Annotated in this window: 16 protein-coding genes and 1 tRNA gene; 11 read left to right on the forward strand and 6 right to left on the reverse strand. The window is 44.3% G+C overall.

The genetic code is table 11. The features are described from left to right. The first annotated feature begins 740 nt into the window (after positions 1-740). The 8 genes from KTG12_RS07275 to KTG12_RS07310 all read left to right on the forward strand — a co-directional run bounded on the left by KTG12_RS07275 (position 741) and on the right by KTG12_RS07310 (position 11,222). Complete coding sequence (locus KTG12_RS07275) at positions 741-3,368, forward strand: valine--tRNA ligase (RefSeq protein WP_005640652.1); 2,628 nt, start codon at positions 741-743, stop codon at positions 3,366-3,368. 289 nt (positions 3,369-3,657) lie between these two features. Continuing rightward, entirely contained in the window at positions 3,658-4,509 is an 852-nt protein-coding gene (locus KTG12_RS07280; protein WP_005640657.1) for a sugar phosphate isomerase/epimerase, read from the forward strand. A gap of 90 nt (positions 4,510-4,599) precedes the next feature. Beyond that, positions 4,600-5,631 (forward strand): DUF6340 family protein, encoded by a 1,032-nt coding sequence (locus KTG12_RS07285; protein ID WP_005650872.1) that lies wholly within the window; start codon positions 4,600-4,602, stop codon positions 5,629-5,631. A gap of 69 nt (positions 5,632-5,700) precedes the next feature. Beyond that, positions 5,701-6,162 carry a hypothetical protein gene (locus KTG12_RS07290; RefSeq protein WP_005640660.1) on the forward strand — a complete coding sequence of 154 codons (462 nt, stop codon included), beginning with the start codon at positions 5,701-5,703 and terminating at the stop codon, positions 6,160-6,162. A gap of 39 nt (positions 6,163-6,201) precedes the next feature. Beyond that, positions 6,202-6,274: transfer RNA gene (locus KTG12_RS07295), tRNA-Thr, on the forward strand. 103 nt (positions 6,275-6,377) lie between these two features. Then, a complete protein-coding gene (locus tag KTG12_RS07300; RefSeq protein WP_138273206.1) occupies positions 6,378-6,863 on the forward strand; it encodes a phage integrase SAM-like domain-containing protein in 486 nt (161 codons plus the stop codon). 582 nt (positions 6,864-7,445) lie between these two features. Next, positions 7,446-10,358 (forward strand): ATP-binding cassette domain-containing protein, encoded by a 2,913-nt coding sequence (locus KTG12_RS07305; RefSeq protein WP_138273207.1) that lies wholly within the window; start codon positions 7,446-7,448, stop codon positions 10,356-10,358. Positions 10,359-10,391: 33 nt separating this feature from the next. Next, complete coding sequence (locus tag KTG12_RS07310; RefSeq protein WP_005640669.1) at positions 10,392-11,222, forward strand: hypothetical protein; 831 nt, start codon at positions 10,392-10,394, stop codon at positions 11,220-11,222. 129 nt (positions 11,223-11,351) lie between these two features. Here the strand turns inward: KTG12_RS07310 and KTG12_RS07315 are convergent, their stop codons facing one another. The 6 genes from KTG12_RS07315 to KTG12_RS07340 form a co-directional block, all read right to left on the reverse strand. Then, on the reverse strand, positions 11,352-12,515 hold the full coding sequence (locus KTG12_RS07315) for a PP2C family protein-serine/threonine phosphatase (RefSeq protein WP_005640671.1): 1,164 nt from the start codon (positions 12,513-12,515) through the stop codon (positions 11,352-11,354). Between the two features lie 19 nt (positions 12,516-12,534). Beyond that, entirely contained in the window at positions 12,535-13,368 is an 834-nt protein-coding gene (locus tag KTG12_RS07320) for a sensor histidine kinase (RefSeq protein ID WP_005640673.1), read from the reverse strand. Further along, on the reverse strand, positions 13,361-14,482 hold the full coding sequence (locus KTG12_RS07325) for a sensor histidine kinase (protein ID WP_005640675.1): 1,122 nt from the start codon (positions 14,480-14,482) through the stop codon (positions 13,361-13,363). Before KTG12_RS07325 ends, KTG12_RS07320 begins: the two co-directional genes overlap by 8 nt. A 1-nt stretch (position 14,483) precedes the next feature. Further along, the gene (locus KTG12_RS07330; protein WP_005640677.1) at positions 14,484-14,894 is read right to left on the reverse strand and encodes an ATP-binding protein; all 411 of its coding nucleotides are present in this window, start codon (positions 14,892-14,894) and stop codon (positions 14,484-14,486) included. Between the two features lie 21 nt (positions 14,895-14,915). Next, on the reverse strand, positions 14,916-15,215 hold the full coding sequence (locus KTG12_RS07335; RefSeq protein ID WP_005640679.1) for an STAS domain-containing protein: 300 nt from the start codon (positions 15,213-15,215) through the stop codon (positions 14,916-14,918). Between the two features lie 112 nt (positions 15,216-15,327). Then, positions 15,328-16,641: a Gfo/Idh/MocA family protein gene (locus tag KTG12_RS07340; protein ID WP_005640681.1), complete on the reverse strand. Its 1,314-nt coding sequence runs from the start codon at positions 16,639-16,641 to the stop codon at positions 15,328-15,330. Positions 16,642-16,816: 175 nt separating this feature from the next. On the opposite strand from KTG12_RS07340, the gene KTG12_RS07345 reads away from it, so the two are divergent. The 3 genes from KTG12_RS07345 (at position 16,817) to KTG12_RS07355 (ending at position 20,414) form a co-directional block, all read left to right on the forward strand. Beyond that, complete coding sequence (locus tag KTG12_RS07345; RefSeq protein ID WP_005640683.1) at positions 16,817-17,935, forward strand: PCMD domain-containing protein; 1,119 nt, start codon at positions 16,817-16,819, stop codon at positions 17,933-17,935. A 14-nt stretch (positions 17,936-17,949) separates the two neighbouring features. Next, on the forward strand, positions 17,950-18,735 hold the full coding sequence (locus tag KTG12_RS07350) for a porin family protein (RefSeq protein ID WP_005640685.1): 786 nt from the start codon (positions 17,950-17,952) through the stop codon (positions 18,733-18,735). 326 nt (positions 18,736-19,061) lie between these two features. Further along, entirely contained in the window at positions 19,062-20,414 is a 1,353-nt protein-coding gene (locus KTG12_RS07355) for a Gfo/Idh/MocA family protein (protein WP_005640686.1), read from the forward strand. Positions 20,415-20,429 lie beyond the last annotated feature (15 nt).

Genomic DNA, 20,429 nt, shown 5'->3' on the forward strand with positions numbered 1-20,429 from the left:
TTTTATTCAAAAAAAGCTGTAAAATAGGTAAAACCGGTTGGTTTTCATTGTCCGGCATGGTACTTTAGTTGCCGAACACCCCCATGTTGCCCCCTTTTACACCCGGGTGTAGAGGGCCGGTACATCCGGGTGTAAAGGATGGCAGCATGGGGGTGTTTACGGAATGATGTGCTTGTCTTTGTTAAAAAAAGAGATAGCTTTTGTGGAATGAAGAACCGTATTCCGCCAATTTAATACCTGTTATATTCGTTTTTACATTTATTTATTCGATTATTTTATATGCTTTTTCAAAAGTAATAGAAGACAATATGTTGGTTCTCAATTGTATGATAAAAACGACATGCCTCAGAAGTGATAGAGGAGTGATAGAAGAAAACGTCCTGTATCACTGCCTCTGACACTTGAATATTAATAGCTACAACCTTCGTAGTGATAGAGTGATAGAGGATTTGCAGAAAACTTGGTTCTTCGTCACTTTCGGGGCAGGTCATGTGTTAAAGCTAGTTTATGCATAGCAAGGTAATGCTTGCCCTGTTGAACATTTCAGATCTCAAAGGTCAGTTCATCTACATGTACATGCTTGAGGATACTTTTTTGCTGTGGTTCCGAATTTTGGTGCAGCTGCCCTGATAAAATTTAGCTCTTATATGCTTATCTATATTATTTTTGTACTTTTGCATCTTAAAATAGCGGACTTCTTTTGTCTGTGCCGAACATAGATATAATTATAACGAAACAATATGGAAATTGCAAGTAAGTACAACCCCGCAGAAGTAGAGGGTAAGTGGTATCAGTATTGGTTGGATAACGGCTTTTTCAAGTCGAAACCCGATGGTCGTGAGCCGTATACGATTGTTATTCCGCCCCCAAACGTCACAGGCGTGCTTCATATGGGACACATGCTTAACAATACCATTCAGGATATTCTGATCCGTCGTGCCCGTATGCAGGGGAAGAACGCTTGTTGGGTGCCGGGAACGGACCATGCTTCCATTGCAACCGAAGCGAAAGTCGTGAATCGCCTTGCACAGCAGGGAATTAAGAAGACTGACCTGACGCGTGAAGATTTCTTGAAACATGCTTGGGAATGGAAGGAAGAACACGGAGGCATCATCCTTAAGCAGTTGCGTAAGCTGGGGGCGTCCTGTGATTGGGACCGTACGGCTTTCACGATGGACGAATTGCGTTCCGAAAGTGTGATCAAGGTTTTTGTCGATCTCTATAATAAAGGACTGATATATCGTGGTGTCCGTATGGTGAACTGGGATCCGAAAGCGCTGACTGCCCTGTCCGACGAAGAGGTTATATATAAGGAAGAGCACAGCAAACTGTATTACCTCCGCTACAAGGTGGAAGGTGATCCGGAAGGCCGTTATGCGATTGTCGCAACAACCCGTCCCGAAACAATCATGGGGGATACGGCCATGTGTATCAATCCGAACGACCCGAAGAACACTTGGTTGAAAGGGAAGAAAGTGATTGTTCCGTTGGTAAACCGTGTGATTCCTGTGATCGAGGACGATTATGTGGATATCGAGTTCGGTACAGGTTGTCTGAAGGTAACTCCGGCACACGATGTGAACGACTATATGTTGGGCGAAAAATATAATTTGCCTTCTATCGATATATTCAATGATAACGGTACGATCAGCGAGGCTGGCGGTTTGTATGTCGGTATGGACCGTTTCGATGTTCGTAAGCAGATCGAAAAAGACCTGGAGGCTGCCGGCTTGATGGAAAAGGTGGAAGCTTATGAAAATAAAGTCGGTTTCTCCGAACGCACCAATGTGCCTATCGAACCGAAGTTGTCTATGCAATGGTTCTTGAAGATGGAACACCTCGCACAGATCGCTTTGGAACCGGTGATGAAGGACGACATCAAGTTCTATCCTCCGAAGTTTAAGAATACCTATCGTCATTGGATGGAAAACATCAAGGACTGGTGTATCAGCCGTCAGTTGTGGTGGGGACACCGTATTCCGGCTTATTTCCTGCCCGAAGGGGGGTATGTTGTAGCCGAAACGGCAGAGAAAGCTTTAGAAATAGCAAAAGAAAAGACAGGTAACGCTTCTTTGACGATGGCTGATCTACGTCAGGACGAGGATGTGCTGGATACCTGGTTCTCTTCCTGGTTATGGCCGATCTCTCTGTTTAATGGTATCAACGATCCGGACAACCAGGAGATTAACTACTACTATCCGACGAGCGACTTGGTGACAGGACCGGATATTATTTTCTTCTGGGTAGCCCGTATGATTATGGCCGGTTACGAATATCGGGGTAAGATGCCGTTCAAGAATGTTTATTTTACCGGTATCGTACGTGACAAACTGGGTCGTAAGATGTCCAAGTCATTGGGAAATTCTCCCGACCCGCTGCAGCTTATCGAGCAATACGGTGCTGACGGTGTGCGTATGGGATTGATGATGGCGGCGCCTGCCGGAAACGACATTCCTTTTGACGATGCGTTGTGCGAGCAGGGACGTAATTTTAACAATAAGATATGGAATGCTTTCCGTCTGATTAAAGGATGGACGGTTGATTCAACTATCGAACAGCCCGAAGCGGCAGCCACAGCTGTCAAATGGTTTAAGATGCAACTGGACAAGACGATCGCTGAAATGGACGATCTGTTCGGCAAATACCGCTTGAGTGAAGCAATGATGGCTGTTTACAAACTCTTTTGGGATGAGTTCTCTTCTTGGTACTTAGAAATGGTTAAGCCGGGTTATCAACAGCCTGTTGATAAGTCAACTTACTTATCGACACTTGGCTTCTTCGATGCCCTGCTTCGCCTGCTTCATCCGTTTATGCCCTTTATTACAGAGGAGTTGTGGCAAGCGTTGGAGCCGCGTAAGGAAGGCGAGAGCTTGATGGTCGCACTGATACCGGAGGTTGCTCCTGTTGATAACTTATATCTGGAAGATTTCGAAATTGCAAAAGAAATTGTGGGTGGAGTGCGTACGATACGTCTTCAGAAAAATATACCGAATAAGGAAGCATTGGAATTGCAGGTATTGGGTGAACACAACGATCACTTCAACGCCGTAATTGCCAAAATGTGTAATTTGTCGTCTATCATCCGTACGGAAGAAAAAACGGCCGGTTCTGCTTCCTTCCTGGTGCGTACGACGGAATATGCTGTCCCATTGGGTAATATGATCAACGTGGAGGAGGAACTGGCTAAGCTTCAGGATGAACTGAAATACCAGCAAGGCTTCCTGGCTTCTGTCATGAAAAAGTTAAGCAACGAAAGTTTTGTAAGCAAGGCTCCGGCCAAAGTCATTGAAATGGAACGTAAGAAACAGGCCGATGCAGAAAGTAAAATCAAGTCTATCGAAGAAAGCATCGCGGCTTTGAAGAAGTAGGTTTCAGAAATATAACCAGATGAAGTATTTCTTCTGGTTGGCCTTATGTTATTGACGCAAACTACTGTCTTGTTGAATGCAAACAATGAGACAGATAGTTTGCGTTCTGTTTTAATGGCTCTTCCTGCCGGAGAAAAGATGGAGGAAGCGGTTGGGGGAGTTGACTTTGCGACGATATGAATTAATTATTGCAAAGTATTCTATTTTCTTTCCAAATGTTATCGTGCACACTAAAAAAAGATTATATTTGCTGTCATAATATACAAGCACATAATTTTAATTTAATATCATGGAGAAATCAAGAAGATCTTTTTTTAAGAAAGGGCTGGCAGGAGCTATCCTGTTGGGTACGGCAAGCGTAGCAAAGGCCGGATTGCCCGATCCCGTGAAGCCTAAGGCAGCTAAGGCCGTAAATCCTTTTCATTTGGGTATGGCCGGGTATACATTTGTAAACTTTGACTTGGAAACTACGTTAAAAACTTTGCAGCGTCTGGATATTCATTATCTTTGTATCAAGGATTTTCACCTGCCGTTGGATAGCAATGACGATCAAATCAAGGCTTTCCATGACAAATGCGCTTCTTATGGTGTGACTGGATATGCTGTCGGTCCTATCTATATGAAGAGCGAGGCTGAAATAGATCGTGGTTTTGAATATGCGAAACGAGTAGGCGTGAAAACGATTGTCGGCGTACCGAATTACGAACTTTTGCCCTATGTGGACAAGAAAGTGAAAGAGTACGACTTCAATTATGCGATCCATTTGCACGGACCCGATATCAAGACTTATCCGGATGCAACGGACGTTTGGGAACATACGAAAGATTTGGACCCGCGTATCGGTATGTGTCTGGATGTTGGTCACGATCTGCGTAACGGTTGCGATCCTGTTGCCGACTTGAAGAAATATCATACCCGTGTGTTCGATATGCACATTAAAGATGTGACGGATTCTTCAAAGGCTGGACGCGGCATTGAGATCGGGCGCGGAAAGATCGATTTCCCCGCATTGATTCGTATGATGCGCGAGGTGAACTATACAGGAATGTGCAGTCTTGAGTTCGAAAAGGACATGAAAGATCCTTTCCTCGGTATCGCAGAGTCTATCGGCTATTTCAAGGCCGTTAGTGATATGGCATGATAAGAATTATGATTTATGATTTGTGATTTATGATTTATGAAGCACAAGTTGTGAAGCATAATTCATAAATTATAAATCATAAATGTAAAGATGAGAACAACGTTGTATCTATTGATGGCCTGCCTGTTTTCGGCGTGCAACACCATTGAATATATTGGAATAGAAACTTATAATCCGGCCGAGATTACTTTCCCGAAGAATGTCGACAAGGTTTTGATTGTTAATAACGCCGTTCCCCAGCCCGACGATGTCGGCTATACCTATAATTTATATGGAACTGTGCAGGACACGGCCCGTGCCCATGCGGATAGTGCTTTGTATGATGCCTGCCATTCCTTAGGCAAATCGATTGTGGATGTCTCTTTCTTCAATGATGTTCTTCTCTATCATGATGGCACTCGTCAGGATACAAAATATTTGGTGGATGAAAAGTTGACACCCGAAACGGTGAAAGAATTGTGCCGGGAGACAGGGACGGATGCTGTTATTTCGCTCGATCGCCTGTTGTTCCGGATGGAAAAGGATGTTGTCGCTTTTGCCGAAGGCTTTGTCGTGGGAGGAGTCGATATCGAGATTACTGGGGTCGTCCGTGGTTATCTTCCCGGACGGGATAATCCGTTGGCTACTGTTTACGTGCAGGATAGTGTTTTCTGGTCTGAAAGTGCGGATAATATGGAGTTGTTGAAACTTTATTTACCGTCGCCGGATGAAGCTTTACGGGCTGCTGGGCAGTATATTGGTAGGAAGGTTACTCCGAACTTTGTTCCTCATTGGGATAATGAAAGCCGTTGGTTCTATAAAGGTGAAGGGGCGCGTTGGAAAGAAGCGACCGCCTATGCCTTGTCTGACAAATGGGAGGAAGCGGCTTCACGTTGGAAGCATGTGTATGAAAATTCTTCACGTTGGAAAGAGCGGGCAAAGGCTGCATCGAACTTGGCTTTGTTTTATGAAATGAAGACTCAGTTGAAGGATGCCTATGACTGGGCTGCTAAATCTTACGAGATTTTTAATAATAAAAAGGGCGAAGATTATAATTACACGAAAATGCAACGGCTGTATGTAGAGGCTCTTGGCAAGCGTATCCGTTCAGATCAGAAACTAAATAAGCAATTTGGAGAATAATAATCTTATATTCTCTGAATTATTATTACTTTTGGCAGACGTTTCGAATAAAGAATAAATAACTAAGATATGAGTGCAAATAATGCAAAGGTTCAGGCTGTCATAGAAACGACTTTCAATTCGGCCATCAATAAGCTTGCTGCGAATGAAGCTGGCAACTGTTACAGCGATTTATATGTGCAGGTAGATGCTGAAAGTGGTGAATTGCTTATTTATGATGAAGAGGATGTGCTGGTTGAGAAGACAATCATTTTCGATTGGGTGAATACGGCATGTGATGATGATCAATTTACTCAACAGGTTGCTGCAACTTTGAAAGCTGTGCTTGCCGTTCTGGTTACAAAAAAAGTTTTTGATAACCCTTGTTTTCTGAAACCGTTCTCGGTAAGCCTGACTGACGAGGATTTCTCTGTCATTGAGGAACTTCTGTTCTTGGACGATGAAAATCTTCGTTTGGATGATCCTCTTTTAAAAGATTTGGATGCAGATTTGGATGATTTTTTAGCAAAACTTCTTTCAGATGTCAAATAAACATATTATATTTGCGCCCGCATTCAGGAAGTAAATGTTGCCGAAATAGCTCAGCTGGTAGAGCAACGCATTCGTAATGCGTAGGTCGCCGGTTCAAGTCCGGCTTTCGGCTCACAAAATCAAGCAGTTATCTTTTTAGGTAACTGCTTTTTTTATGGTGTTTTCTGTGGTTTTCGTGGTTTGTTTAAACCGATGTTTAAACCAGCGTTTAAACCATGAGTACAACAGTCAATGTCGTATGTTACAAATCTAAAGTGTTGAAAAACAATGAATCACCTTTGATGATTCGTGTTTGTAAGGATCGAAAAATGAAATATCAAAGTCTTGGTATTTCCATATTGCCTAAATATTGGGACTTTAAAGCCAACAAACCAACTTCTAAATGTCCAAATAAGGAGTATATAGAAAGGTTAATAGCAGAGAAAGTAAAAGTCTATACAGATAAGGTTATAGAGTTCAAATCACAGGAAAAAGAATTTACTGCAACGTCTTTAATGGAGAAGGTGAACAAACCAGTAAAGCGTAAAACTGTACAAGAGGTCTTTAACCAGTATATTCAAGAACTTGAATCAGCAAATCGTTTACGTTATGCGGATATGTATAAATGTACTATGCACTCTCTTATAAAATTCAACAAGCATTTGGATATTTCTTTTTCTGATATGAATACAATTTGGTTAAAGCGTTATGGACAGTCTTAAAGAGATCAGGTGTCAATACCTTTTTTATCTGTGAGGCTTTAGGGCGCAGTTCAGAGAGAGTAACCCAAGCCGTAAAAATAACTATTGATAAAATGTTTTCTGACATTTAAAATTCTCTATACATTATTGTATATATTCCTTATGATCCGAAACCTTTGGTCTTCTGCTACTTTGCTCGGAATCTGTCTGTTCTAAAAGAGTAACTGGTCCGGAACATGCCATAAACTATTTCGGAAGTCATAGTAAACTAATTCAAAACATACTGCATATTATTTATATGTAGTTACTATCTATCGCGAATATGTAGTAACTACTAATTGATGATAGATAGTACTACGTATAAGCAACAGGTAGTAACTACCAATAGATACTTTACTATATGTTCTGATTTAGTTCTTGGGGTGTTTTGACTTAGTTGATGGCATGAAATGGGTTAGTCGGTCGCTTGCCTGAGAGATGTTCCAGGTAGTGCCGGTAAGGTATCATGTATAACTTTGGCTGTTTACGTTTCTGATATTCTTTGTTTTTTCCTTCGAATCTTTACTATCTTTGCAGGCAATTTATCTTACACAGACAAAATAAATGAATGAGACCATATTAAACGGTTTATTAAATCTATTTGCTATTTTCGCTTCCTCCGTGCGGATTGAAAGGGAGCAGGCAAGTCGTGCCGTTCATTCTTATCTCTCCAGCCACTTCGGGGTACGTTCCCATAAAGAGTATATTGAACTTTACAACGCATTGCGCGATATGTATGACGATTCGCTCTTTGTACTGGACAAAGAGCAGATTGTTCGGAATATATGCGAACAGATGAAAGTAAAGTTGAGAGCCGAAGAACAATTGCTTTTGCTGATCCGTTTCGTGGAGTTTGCCTATACGAACAGCGAGGAGGCGGATCAACATCTGGCTCTGTTCCGCCTGGTAGCTGATATTTTTTCGATCCCTCAGGAAGAATTTGATGATGCGCTTGCCTTTATCACAGGGCAAACTTCTTTGTCTTTGCTGACGATCAGCGGAGAGGAGGAGGCGGAGGTCAACCATATCACGCGGAAAGGGATGGAAGGGGTCATCCGTGTGCTCTATATCCGTCGCTTCGACAAGCATATTTTCACCTATCATGGGAACGGGCAGGTATTTATGAATGATATTCCGCTTTCGTCGGATATGTTTTATGCCTGGCAACATAGCAGTGTGCTGAAAGGGCCTTTGTTCCTGCCGGTCTATTACAGTAACCTGCTTGCTGTTTTTAATAAAAACGAACACAAGGAGGTCATTCATCTGGCCGGACGTGATATTGATTTTACATTTAAGAACAGCCATAACGGGTTGCATAACTTCTCTTTCAATCTCGAATCCGGACAGCTTGTTGCCATTATGGGCGGGAGCGGGGTCGGGAAGTCGACATTGTTGGGAATCATGAACGGTAATATTCGTCCCGATAAGGGAATGATCACCGTGAATGGCCATCCGCTCGACTCTCCGGATGCACGCCAATTGATCGGTTTTGTTCCTCAGGATGATTTGCTGATAGAGGAGTTGACCGTTTATCAGAACCTTTTGTATACGGCACGACTCTGTTTCGCGCGTTTGACGGACGAGGAGATTGGGCAACGTGTGGAAAAGGTTTTGAAGGAGTTGGACTTGGAAGAGATAAAGGGGCTCGAAGTCGGTTCCCCTATTCGTAAGACGATTAGTGGAGGTCAGCGAAAGCGTTTGAATATCGCCCTCGAACTGATACGTGAGCCGGCTATCCTGTATCTTGACGAGCCGACATCGGGATTGTCGTCTTCCGATTCCGAAAAAGTAATCATGCTCCTGAAGGAACAGACTCACCGGGGTAAATTGGTGGTGGTGAACATACATCAGCCTTCGTCCGAAATCTATAAGTTGTTTGACTGCCTGTGGCTACTTGACCGAGGAGGCTATCCGATCTATGACGGGAACCCGATAGAGGCAATCACCTATTTCAAGCAGGCGGCCAAGTATACTGATCCGGATATCAGCGTGTGCAGTGTCTGTGGTAATGTGAATCCCGAATTGATTTTGAATATCATTGACTCTAAGAAGATCGACGACTCTGGAAACCAAACGAATATCCGAAAGTTCACACCGGAGGAATGGCATGCCGAATATCTTGCTTCCCGTCCCGCTTTTTCGCCTGTCGAGGAGGAAGCATTACCGAAGAACCAGCAGAAGAAACCTTCCTGGTTCAAACAATTCCTGATCTTCCTGGAAAGAAATATACGTACGAAGCTGACGAATAAGCAATATCTGGCTATCACGCTATTGGAAGCCCCTTTGCTTGCGCTGATCGTCGCCCTTCTGACCCGCTATATGGACGGGGATGAATATACGTTGCTTGCCAACAAGAATTTCGTGTCTTATATCTTCATGTCAGTCATTGTTGTCTCCTTTATGGGATTGAGCATCAGTGCCGAGGAGATTGTAAAGGACCGGACGATCCTGAAGCGCGAACATTTCCTTCGGTTGAGCCGGAGCAGCTATCTGACATCCAAGATGGTGTATCTATTGGCTGTGTCGGGGCTGCAATCGCTTTTGTTCATCGGGGTGGGGAATACCATTATCGGAGTGGGAAGCGAGATGTTCGGCACGTGGTGGAGTATTCTGTGGGCAACGTCGTTCCTGGCGAATCTGACCGGGCTGATCCTTTCGCAGACGATGAGCTCGGTTGTTGCGATCTATATCACGATCCCGCTTCTGTTGATCCCACAGATATTGCTTTGCGGCTTGGTCATCAAGTTTGACGATCTCAATACACGGGCTTCGGATGAGAACATCGTGCCGTTGATCGGCGAGGTGATCCCTTCGCGCTGGGCTTTTGAAGCGTTGATGGTGGAGCAGTTCTGCGACAACGCTTATAACCGTCCTTATTTCCCGATTGAGAAAGAAAAGTATCTGGCGCAATATTACGAGAACGTTCATTTACCGGAGGTGCGCAGCTTGGTAGAACAGATTGCGCTAAAAGATGATCCCGATAAGCGGAAAACGGTCGAGAACGAGCTGGCCGTATTGAGCCGTGCAGCCCGTATCGCTCCCCGCATGGAGGGAGAGGGATATCTGGCATATCTGGACAAAGTGGATGCCGCTTTGCACGAACGGGCGCACAACTTCACTGCCTATCTCGATCAAATCCAGCAGGAACGCGGCCGGAAAGAAGGGACCGGGCAACTGATGAAGATGAAGAAAGCCCATCATAATATGGCAATAGAAGACCTGGTTATGGGGACTGGAGGACGTCATCTATATAAGGAAGCGAACCATCGTATCTACCCAGCGATCGGGCAAGTTTATGTGGAGCCTGACAACCGTTTCGGACGTGCCGCTTTCTACAGCCATGAAAAAAATTGGGCCGGATATCATATTTCTACTTATAAATTTAATTTATTGGTTATAGGTTTCTTTGCATTATTGTCGATTATCGCTATATTCGCAGAGTTTCCGGGACGTTTCTTGAAACGGAACGAATTTTAAGACTCGAAATAATAAATTATTAAATTATACAATATGAAAAAGAGTGTATTAAGCATGCTCGCCGTAGCAGCATTAGTGTTTGGAATGACTTCCTGCAACGGAGCCAAGAAAACAAGCGAAGAAGCTGAAAAGACTGAAGAAGCTGCTGTTATAGCAGGTAAGGCTCCGAAAGATCTGTTGACTGAGGAGTTGAAACAAGAGACAATTCAATTGTTGAAGGATATGCCGGATTCTGATATTCCTTATCGTCTTTCTACAGGTGAAGTAAAAGTAAATGTGGGTGATATCAAGTATATGATGCCGGTTGGCAAGGCTGCTGAATTGAGCACACCGACACAGAAAGCCCGTGCATTGGGTATGTATATGGCTGATTATAACGTATTGAAAGCGATCGGTAAGCCGACAGCCGAAGTGGAAGGCGTAATAGCCAAGTTGGCTACAGACCTGAATGTGTCGTTTGTTTTGGATATCCTGAAAGAACAGGCTCCGAAAGATGCAACTAAAGAACAATTGCAGGCTTTCTTGAACGCACAGGAAGACAAGATCATCGAAAAGATGGCTGCTGAAAACAAAGTAGATGCCGAAGTTGAAATGTTAGGTGCTGCTTCTGCCGAATATGCTTGTTTAATTGCCAATCCGACATTGGTTGTAGAAGGTGATGCTACTTCTGCCGGTCTTTCAACAAATATGGAAAAACGTGTCAGCATGTTGGAAGAGGTGGTTGCCGATTTGGCTGCTTACTATCCTGATTTGAAACAGTTAGGCGAAACGATTGCTCCGCTGAAAGAAAAAGTCGCTTCTATCCAGAGCGCTCGTGCTGCTAATGCCGAGATCATGGGAATCCGCGATGCTTTGCTGAAGTAAGCAAGATTTCTATACATAAAAAAGATAAGTATCCCGGCTTCCTATTGGAGGCTGGGATATTTATTTTTTGGGGGAATCCATTTTCATGAGTTGGTAACTCGTGCGTTTAATTTGGTCAATTCATTTTCGTCACCCTTTGTAACTGATCGAAAGCAATGTAATATCGTCCGATTGGACAGCACCGACGACAAATTCGCCAACCGTCTCGGTTATCTTTTCCACAACCTCTTTCGGGTTCTTTCCGGCAAGTGTCCGGCAGTTTTCGAGCAGCCGTTGTTCGCTGTATAATTCATGCTTCGTATTCATCGCTTCTGTTACTCCATCGGTATAGAGAAAGAGATTGTCGCCGGGTGACATCTTCAGTTCCTTTTCGTGATAACTGGCATCGTTGATCGCCCCCAATATCATGTCGCCAGTGGACGGTACTTTGGAAACGGAACCGTCTTTTTTCATCAGGATAGGCGGGTTGTGCCCTGCATTACTGTAGGTGACGGTGCCTGTATGGATATTCAGGATACCGTAGAATACGGTCACGAACATGTCGTTTACGCTTTCTTGGCAGAGAATGTTGTTGGAACGTTGCATACACATGGAAGCCGAGTTTTCGGTCAGTGCGATGGCACGTATCACAGTCCGGCTGATAGCCATGAAGATTGCGGCGGGAACACCTTTGCCCGACACATCGGCAATGACGAAGCCCAAGCGGTCCTGGTCGATGCGGAAGAAATCATAAAAATCCCCTCCTACATATTTGGCTGCGTTCATATAGGCATACAAGTCGAACGATTTCAACTCCGGAAACGGAGGGAATGTCTTGGGCAGGATTGTTTGCTGGATTTCCTGGGCGACATGCAGGTCGTTCTGGATGGATTCCAATTGTGTGTGTTCCCTTTGTGCCTGCTTGATGAAAGCGATCTGCTCGGCTGCCTTTTCAATGGTTCGTTCGAGGTCTTCGAGATTGATTGGCTTGGTCGTGAAGTCGAAGGCTCCCTGATTCATGGCACTACGAATATTCTCCATATCGCCGTAGGCCGATACCATAATGCATTTTAGCGCAGGGTTACGCATCTCGTTAATCTTTGTGAGTAACGTAAGTCCGTCCATTTCCGGCATGTTGATATCGCTCAGGATCACGTCGAAGTCCGGCATGGCAAGCAGCATTTGGAGTGCTTCCAGTCCGTTGTGGGCGAAATGGAATTCGTATTCACCTTTCTTTATTTTGCGCCGGAAATATTGAGTCAGCAATATTTCCAGGTCAAGTTCGTCGTCTACACTTAATATTTTTATAGCCATAGTAGCGTTGTTTCTCTGATTATTTAATCGGAATGGTGATTGTGAAACGGGTGAATTCGTTCGGCTCCGATTCCATCTCGATCGTTCCGTTATGTTTTTGTTCGATGATCGACTTGGTGATAGAGAGGCCGAGACCGGTTCCTTCTCCGACCGGTTTGGTGGTGAAGAACGGCGTATAAAGTTTCTCTTTGACCTCCTTCGTGATTCCCGGGCCGTTGTCTTCGATAACCAACCGTACCCGGTCGCTGTCTTTTGCCAGTCTTACCTTGATGGTCGGACTATAAGGATTTTCAGCGACACCTTTGGATTTGCTGAAGACAGCATAACAGGCGTTGTTCATCAGGTTGAGAACAGCGCGGCTGAAGTCCTGCGGGATTACTTTGACCAACGGGAGTGTATTGTCGTATTCTTCTATGATGGTAACATTGAAGCTCTTGTTATTGGCGCGGACAGCATGGTAGGAAAGCCATACATATTCTTTTGTCAGCTGGCAGAGGTCGGTCGCTATATATTCATCGTCTTTGCCGCGGGAATAGAGCAGGATGCCTCGGACGATACTTGATGCCCGGTTGCCGTTTTCCTCGATCTTGCACATGTTGCTTTTGAGGTCGTCCATGATTTCCCTAATCTCCTCGTCCACCTCGGCAGAGAGCTTGCTTTCCAGTTCGTCCAATACGTCTTCCATATCTTGCAGCAACTTACATGATAGTTTGCTGAAGTTGATCACGAAGTTGAGCGGGTTCTGTATCTCATGTGCGATACCTGCGCTCAACAGTCCGAGTGAAGCCATCTTTTCCTGTTGGCTGATCTGTTTTCTCAGACGTTCTAACTCTTTCATACTGTCCTCATTCATTGTTGTTGCTTTTTTGATAAATAGGAATCGTAATCATAAACTCGGTAAAGTTATCCTTTTCACTTTTTACGATGATGGACCCTTGGTGGTTCAGGATGACTTCACGACAGAGGTACAAACCGACACCCGCAGCCTCGGCAGTGGGCTTCGTGGTGAAGAACGGTTCGAATATCTTGGCTTTGATGTTGTCCTCGATGCCGATGCCGTTATCGCGGATGCTGAGAAAAATTGTCCCGTTCAGTCTCTTTTCTACGTGTATGTTGATGATTGGCGTGAAGTCCTTTTTCTGTAACTTTTTCAGCAATGCGTAAAGGCTGTTCTTGAGTAGGTTGAGCATCACTTTGTTCATCTGCTCAATGTTGATCTCTGCGGTCGTGGGTTCTGCCGGACAGTCGAGTTCTATCTGTATCTGCTTATTCTCAATGTCTTCTTTGAACTGCTTGCGGATCACGTCTACGTTCACTTTGCAGAGGTTGCAGATGTCCGTTGGAGTGACGTCGCCGTGACGGTCTTTTAACAATTCTTCCATTGCTTTGACGATCCGGACAGTGTTGCAGCCGTGTTCGTTTATCTTCTGCAAGTTGCTGTTGATCATATCGAGAATCTCGATGCTGTCGGCGTAGTTCTCTTTTGACATGATCGCCTGCTGGTCCGTAATGTTTTCTTTCAAGTCTTTGATCAGATTGGCGGAAAGGCCGGCAAAGTTGTTGATGTAGTTGATCGGGTTCAGGATGCGGTCGACCAACCCTTGCGTCAATTGTCCGACAGTAGCCAGTTTTTCCTTGCGGACCAGTTCGTCCTGTGCTTTCGCCAGAGCGTCGAGGGCGTCGGATAGTTTCTTGGATTCATTCAGCACTTGGTCGCGCTGGATACGGAGTTCGATTGTTCGCTCTTCTACCACTTTGGCGAGATACTCTTTCTGTTTCAGTTGTTTGCGCAGTTTCGATTTGTAGATATACAGGATGATTTGAATAACGATCAGGCAGGTGATCCATCCTCCCCAGTCGTAATACATCGACAGGATAATCAAGATCCAGTCGGCCAATACGAGCTTCTCTATGATTTGCAGCTTTACTTTGAGCGCTGCTATATCTCTAATGTCGAAGTCTGCCATATCAACAAATGTCTTTTGCCATTGTGAGTATATTTTTCCCGGCTGAACGACTATAGCTGACTTCCGTCATCAGTTGCTTGACCAGATAAATTCCGAGGCCGCCTGTCGGGCGTTCTTCCAATGAGAGAGTAAGGTCCGGCTCCTGTCTTTCGAGAGGGTTGAAACTGATGCCGGTATCGGTTATGACGATTGTCAGCCGTTTGTTCTCGTAGCTCATGTCGATACGGATGTCCTGGTCTTTTTTGTCGGGATAGGCATACTGGATGACGTTGGTCACGGCTTCTTCGAGTGCCAGTTTGATTTGCATCGACTGTAGTTCTCCCAGTTCATAAGTACCGGCTTGCTGGTCCAGAAACGCGTATAGACGGGTTAGCTGTTTCAGCTCATTCTTTATATGTAGCGTATTTGTCATCTGCCGGAATAAAGATACTTGTTATTCGATCGTGAGGATGTGAGAGAATCCGGTGATATTCAGGATTTCCATAATCTCATTCTGAATATTCTTCAGCCGGAAAGAGCCTCCTTTGTTCTTCATCCCTTTTTGCAGTGTAAGGAGCAGGCGGAGTCCGGCACTGCTGATGTAGGTCAGTTCCGCACCGTCGAGCACTACCGTTTGCGCTTCCCCCTGCAGGATGGGAGCGATCTCTTTTTCAAGATCGACGGAGGTTAACGTATCCAATTGTCCGGAAAGATTGATGACTGTTTCTTTCCCGTTTTCTATTGTTATCTTCATAATCTGTTCCTATTCTGATTTTTCGTTCAAGCAAAAGTATAGATAATCCATTACGTGAGCAAGTTATTGTATAAAAAAGGTTGTGCCTGTATTTGACACAACCCCTTTTGGTTTAAATCTTCGGTAACTCCCAAGGTGTCCTGTATTCCTTGCATAAATATTTGTCTGCTTCTGCGTCATGGAAACTCTTTCCGTCCCAAGTCAGTTTCTTGCCGGTACGGTAGGCGATGTTGCCTAATTGGGAGAACTTGGCGATATGGGCGCCGATTTCGATACTGGCATTACAGTTGCGGTTGCGCGATTTGATACATTCCAGATGGTTCTTGACATGCAGGTTCAAACCGCCTTCACCATATGCTTTCTTCAATGGAACCGCTTCCATGCGGGCTTTGCCGCTTACCTTTTCGGGGATTACTTCCCAGCCACTGCGATCGACAACCAGTGTTCCGTTTTCTCCGACAAATCCCAGGCCGTGATTGCGCCCGTAAGCTCCGTCGTCGATACCGATTGCATGATCCCACATGACGGTGAAGTCATCGAATGTATAAATTGTTTGAAGCAAGTCCGGTGTTTCGCAGGCGTCATCCGGATATCCGAATTTGCCTCCCGAAGCCATGATAGAGTTGGGGGCTGTAACGTTCATTCCATATAGTGCATAGTCGAGTAGATGCACACCCCAATCAGTCATCAGTCCGCCGGCATAATCCCAAAACCAGCGGAAGGTGAAATGGAAACGGTTACGGTTGAACGGACGTTTGGGAGCCGGACCCAGCCACATGTCATAGTCGATTCCTGCGGGAACGGGTTCGTCCGGTTTGACCGGGATGGAAGGACACCAACCTTGATACGAGAACACGCGGACGGTACGTATCTTGCCTAATTGCCCGCTGTGTACGAATGCCATGGCATCCTGCCAGTGCGGATCACTGCGTTGCCATTGTCCTACCTGTACAACCCGGTTGTATTTCTCGGCGGCGCGAACCATAATGTTACATTCTTCAATGCTGTTGCCTAACGGCTTTTCGCAATAAACATCCTTACCGGCTTCACAGGCGGCTACCATCTGCAGGCAGTGCCAATGGTCGGGTGTACCGACAATGACAACGTCGATATCTTTGTTATCGATCAGTTTCCGCCAGTCTTTATATAGGTTTTTAACTTTCTTGCCTGTGATTTTTTGAGTTTCAGCCGCGCGACTGTTGAGAACTTCGTCGTCGATGTCGCATAATGCGATACACTCGACTTCCGGATTCCGGAGGAAGGCTTGTAGGTCTGAAAATCCCATTCCTTTACAGCCAATTAGTCCGACGCGTATTTTGTCGTTCGCTCCTACACTTCCAGGAGTCGCGTTGATAAAGAATGGACTCATGGAAAGTCCGGCTCCTAATAAGGTCGCTTGCCGGATAAAATCTCTGCGTGTTGTCATGGTCTTATGAATTAGATATTATAAGTTGTTGAGCCAAATGTATAAATAATAGGTGAGCGATACAATAAAAACTGTGATAAAAATATAAATACGGTGGCTTTTTGGGAAAAGGAGCGTATTTTTGTATCCGGTTTGCTTTTTAAGGAAAACCTATTATTTGTAAAACAGACATAAGATGATTAGAGTAACTTATTTTATTGTATGCCTTTTGCTGGGAATTACGCTGGTTTCGTGTATTCGTGACGAAGCGTTGAATGCAGAAGCGGATATATTGACTTGTACAGTGCCGGGAGATATCTTGAAACGTGATCCAATTATAGAAAATAATAAGGTAGTATTGATGGTAACGGCCGATGCCGATTTGACACATCAGGCACCTGAATTTACATTGACTCCCGGTGCAACCATTTCTCCGGCCAGCGGGACCGAACGTGACTTTACGACTCCGCAATTTTATACGGTAACTTCTGAAGATGGAAATTGGAAGAAAGAATATCAAGTTACTTATATTATTGCCGGAATTAGCTCGGAATATCATTTTGAGAATGTAAAGGATTACAAGAGTTCGCTTTTGAAATATGTTTATAATATTTTCTATGAGAATGATTCTGAGGGAAAATGGGTAATGGATTGGGCCAGTGGAAATACCGGTTTTGCTTTGACTGGTGCAGGTACGGAAGATCCGGCATCATTTCCGACTTCTTCTTATGCGGAAGGAAAAATGGGCAAATGCGTAAAGTTGGAAACAAAGTCGACAGGGGATTTCGGTTCGAAGTTGGGTATGCCTATTGCTGCCGGTAATCTTTTTATGGGTACGTTTAGTGTAGGGAACGCATTGACCGACCCATTGAAAGCAACAATGTTCGGAGTTCCGTTCGAGCATATACCGACCTACTTGAAGGGGTATTATAAGTATAAGGCAGGTGAAGTTTATAAAGATGAGAATGGAAATATTGTAAAAGATAAAAAGGATACGTGGGATATTTATGCAATCTTTTACGAGACAGATGAAAAGACAAAAACATTGGATGCAACGAACCGTTTTGATCATCCTAATTTGATATCCATAGCTCGCATTGATGAGAAAGACCGGAAGGAAACGGATGAGTGGACGGAGTTTTATTTGCCATTTGTGACAAAGACTGGAAAAACTGTAGATAAAGATAAACTGAAAGCTGGTAAATATAATGTGGCTATTGTCTTTTCTTCCAGTATTGAAGGGGATTATTTCAGAGGTGCTGTCGGCAGTACATTGCATATCGATGAAGTGGAACTGATTCATGCAGCAGATTAAAAAAGATTATTGTGATGAGAAAGAATATTGTATCAATTTGTGTACTGGCCTTGCTGCTGGTAACGTTTTCGGTTTTTGGACAAGAAGACCGGAATAAGGGAATTATCAATTCTGCATTGATCGGTTTGGAGTATGAGGTAAAAGCCGGCTTTAACATAGGGGGAACGGCTCCGATACCATTGCCCGTTGAGATTCGTGATATAACGGGGTATAATCCTACTATGGCTGTTGCGATAGAGGGGAATGTGACAAAGTGGTTCGATCAAGAAAAAAAATGGGGAATGAGAATCGGTATTCGTTTGGATAGCAAAGGGATGAAAACGAATGCCAATGTGAAAAATTATGGAATGGAAATCATCGGTGAAGGGGGTGAACGCATAAAAGGAAATTGGACTGGATATGTGAAGACTAATGTAAAGAATACATATCTGTCTTTTCCGGTTTTGGCTACTCATCAGTTTAATCGTCGCTTCAGTATGAATCTGGGACCGTATTTTGCCTATATGTTGGAGGGTGATTTTTCCGGAAACGTGTATGATGGTTATTTGCGCGAAGGTGATCCTACCGGTAATAAGGTCGTTTTTGCCGATGGAAAAAATGCCCCTTATGACTTCTCGAAAAACCTTCGCCGCTTCCAATGGGGTGCGCAGTTAGGTGCCGAATGGCGTGCTTTTAAGCATTTGAATGTCTATGCAGACCTGACTTGGGGATTGAATGATATCTTTCAGAAAGATTTCGATACAATTACTTTCGCCATGTATCCGATTTACCTGAACGTCGGTTTCGGCTACGCTTTCTGATACAAACGTATTTTGATATATCGTTATGGCTTTCCTGATTCATAATTATGAAATGGAAAGCCATAATTTTTTTAATAAACGACATCTTTTCTATAGGGCAATCACACCAAAAGAACCCTTTTTTCTACCTTCTTTCCTCTATTGTCATTTTGATACCTTAATCAGGAAATTTGCTATCAAATAGAATGTTAAAAAATATTACCCGCAAGAATGATTTCCAAAAGAGGCCCTATTCATTCAAATTAGATGGGATAGATGTGTTGTTTTGATATTTAATACCTATATTTGTCCGAATAATTTTTTAGTCCAATATATTTTGAATTACCATGAAAGAAAACACTAAGAAGGGTGTAACCCGTCGAGAGTTTCTCGGCCTTTCCGCTCTTGGATTGGCAAGTTTGACTATCCTGCCCAGCTGGGCTGTAAATGGGGTGCGTATCGCACCGAGTGATCGTGTCGTTTTAGGGTTTGTCGGATTAGGGCAACAAGGTTTATCCGATTTTAAGAGTTTCTCTACTTGTCCTGGGGTGCAGGTCGCTGCCTGTTGTGACGTGGATTCCTTGAAACGTGAACGTTTCAAACGTCGTGTCGAGGCTTGGCAGAAGTCTCTGAATGTAGCTCCCCGTTGCGATATGTATGAATTTTATGAAGATGTGCTGGACCGTAAGGATATCGACGTGATTGAAGTGGCAACACCTGACCACTGGCATGCATTGGTTGCTATCCATGCTTGTCAGAGCGGTAAGGATGTTTATTGCCAGAAGCCGTTGGCTTATACGATTACGGAAGGTCTGGCTGTTGCTCGTGCCGTACGCGATAATAATCGGGTTTTTCAGATCGGTAGCCAGCAGCGTTCGAGTAAGGAGTTTCAGGATGCGATTGCGTTGGTTCGTGCCGGTAAGATCGGCCATATCGAAAAGATATACGCCCGTGTCGGCGAACCCCCCAAGCCATTGGACTTGCCGGAAATGGATGTCCCCGGTAATCTGAATTTCAATCAGTGGATGGGACCGTTGAACGATCCGAAGATTCATTATCATCCTGATCTTTGTCCTCCTATCTCTCTTGAACCCGAACAGAACGAGAAGTTGTGGGGGGCATGGCGCTGGTATCAGGAAACCGGAAACGGATATACAGCCGATTGGGGGGCTCATATGTTCGATATTGCACAGGCGGCCATCGGTATGGACGGCTCCGGTCCAGTAGAGTTTATCCCGAAAGGATATGAAGGCACAGAATATGCGACGATGAAATATGCTAATGGTATCGTGATGACCGAACAACCTTATCGTGAAGATAATGCCAACGCGCAAGGTATCAAGTTTATCGGCGATAAGGGGTGGTTGAAAGTCGCTCGCGGTTATATCGAATGTTCCGATCCTTCCTTGTTGCCGAAAGAGGAAAAGAAAGTCGGGAAGGGAGAATATGAAGTAAGCTCTCCGCATATGCAGAACTTTATCGATTGCGTTCGTTCACGCCGGAATCCGATTGCTCCGGTTGAAGTCGGTTGTAGTACGAATACGCTTTGCTGCTTGCAAAACATTGCCCGTGAACTGGGACGTCCTGTTCATTGGGATCCGGCAACGTTGAGCTTTAATGGCGATAGGGAAGCCGAATCACATCGTTTGTACTGGTACGAATACAGAAATCCGTACAAATTGCCGTATTATGACAAATAAGAAAGGTAAGAGGTA

It is taken from the genome of Parabacteroides sp. MSK.9.14, from assembly GCF_019041495.1.
In the GTDB taxonomy this organism is placed as follows: Bacteria; Bacteroidota; Bacteroidia; order Bacteroidales; family Tannerellaceae; genus Parabacteroides; species Parabacteroides merdae.

Coding starts and splice junctions, on each gene's coding strand:
- KTG12_RS07275 (WP_005640652.1), top strand. CDS start 741: ATGGAAATTGCAAGTAAGTACAACCCCGCAGAAGTAGAGGGTAAGTGG.
- KTG12_RS07280 (WP_005640657.1), top strand. CDS start 3,658: ATGGAGAAATCAAGAAGATCTTTTTTTAAGAAAGGGCTGGCAGGAGCT.
- KTG12_RS07285 (WP_005650872.1), top strand. CDS start 4,600: ATGAGAACAACGTTGTATCTATTGATGGCCTGCCTGTTTTCGGCGTGC.
- KTG12_RS07290 (WP_005640660.1), top strand. CDS start 5,701: ATGAGTGCAAATAATGCAAAGGTTCAGGCTGTCATAGAAACGACTTTC.
- KTG12_RS07300 (WP_138273206.1), top strand. CDS start 6,378: ATGAGTACAACAGTCAATGTCGTATGTTACAAATCTAAAGTGTTGAAA.
- KTG12_RS07305 (WP_138273207.1), top strand. CDS start 7,446: ATGAATGAGACCATATTAAACGGTTTATTAAATCTATTTGCTATTTTC.
- KTG12_RS07310 (WP_005640669.1), top strand. CDS start 10,392: ATGAAAAAGAGTGTATTAAGCATGCTCGCCGTAGCAGCATTAGTGTTT.
- KTG12_RS07315 (WP_005640671.1), bottom strand. CDS start 12,515: ATGGCTATAAAAATATTAAGTGTAGACGACGAACTTGACCTGGAAATA.
- KTG12_RS07320 (WP_005640673.1), bottom strand. CDS start 13,368: ATGAATGAGGACAGTATGAAAGAGTTAGAACGTCTGAGAAAACAGATC.
- KTG12_RS07325 (WP_005640675.1), bottom strand. CDS start 14,482: ATGGCAGACTTCGACATTAGAGATATAGCAGCGCTCAAAGTAAAGCTG.
- KTG12_RS07330 (WP_005640677.1), bottom strand. CDS start 14,894: ATGACAAATACGCTACATATAAAGAATGAGCTGAAACAGCTAACCCGT.
- KTG12_RS07335 (WP_005640679.1), bottom strand. CDS start 15,215: ATGAAGATAACAATAGAAAACGGGAAAGAAACAGTCATCAATCTTTCC.
- KTG12_RS07340 (WP_005640681.1), bottom strand. CDS start 16,641: ATGACAACACGCAGAGATTTTATCCGGCAAGCGACCTTATTAGGAGCC.
- KTG12_RS07345 (WP_005640683.1), top strand. CDS start 16,817: ATGATTAGAGTAACTTATTTTATTGTATGCCTTTTGCTGGGAATTACG.
- KTG12_RS07350 (WP_005640685.1), top strand. CDS start 17,950: ATGAGAAAGAATATTGTATCAATTTGTGTACTGGCCTTGCTGCTGGTA.
- KTG12_RS07355 (WP_005640686.1), top strand. CDS start 19,062: ATGAAAGAAAACACTAAGAAGGGTGTAACCCGTCGAGAGTTTCTCGGC.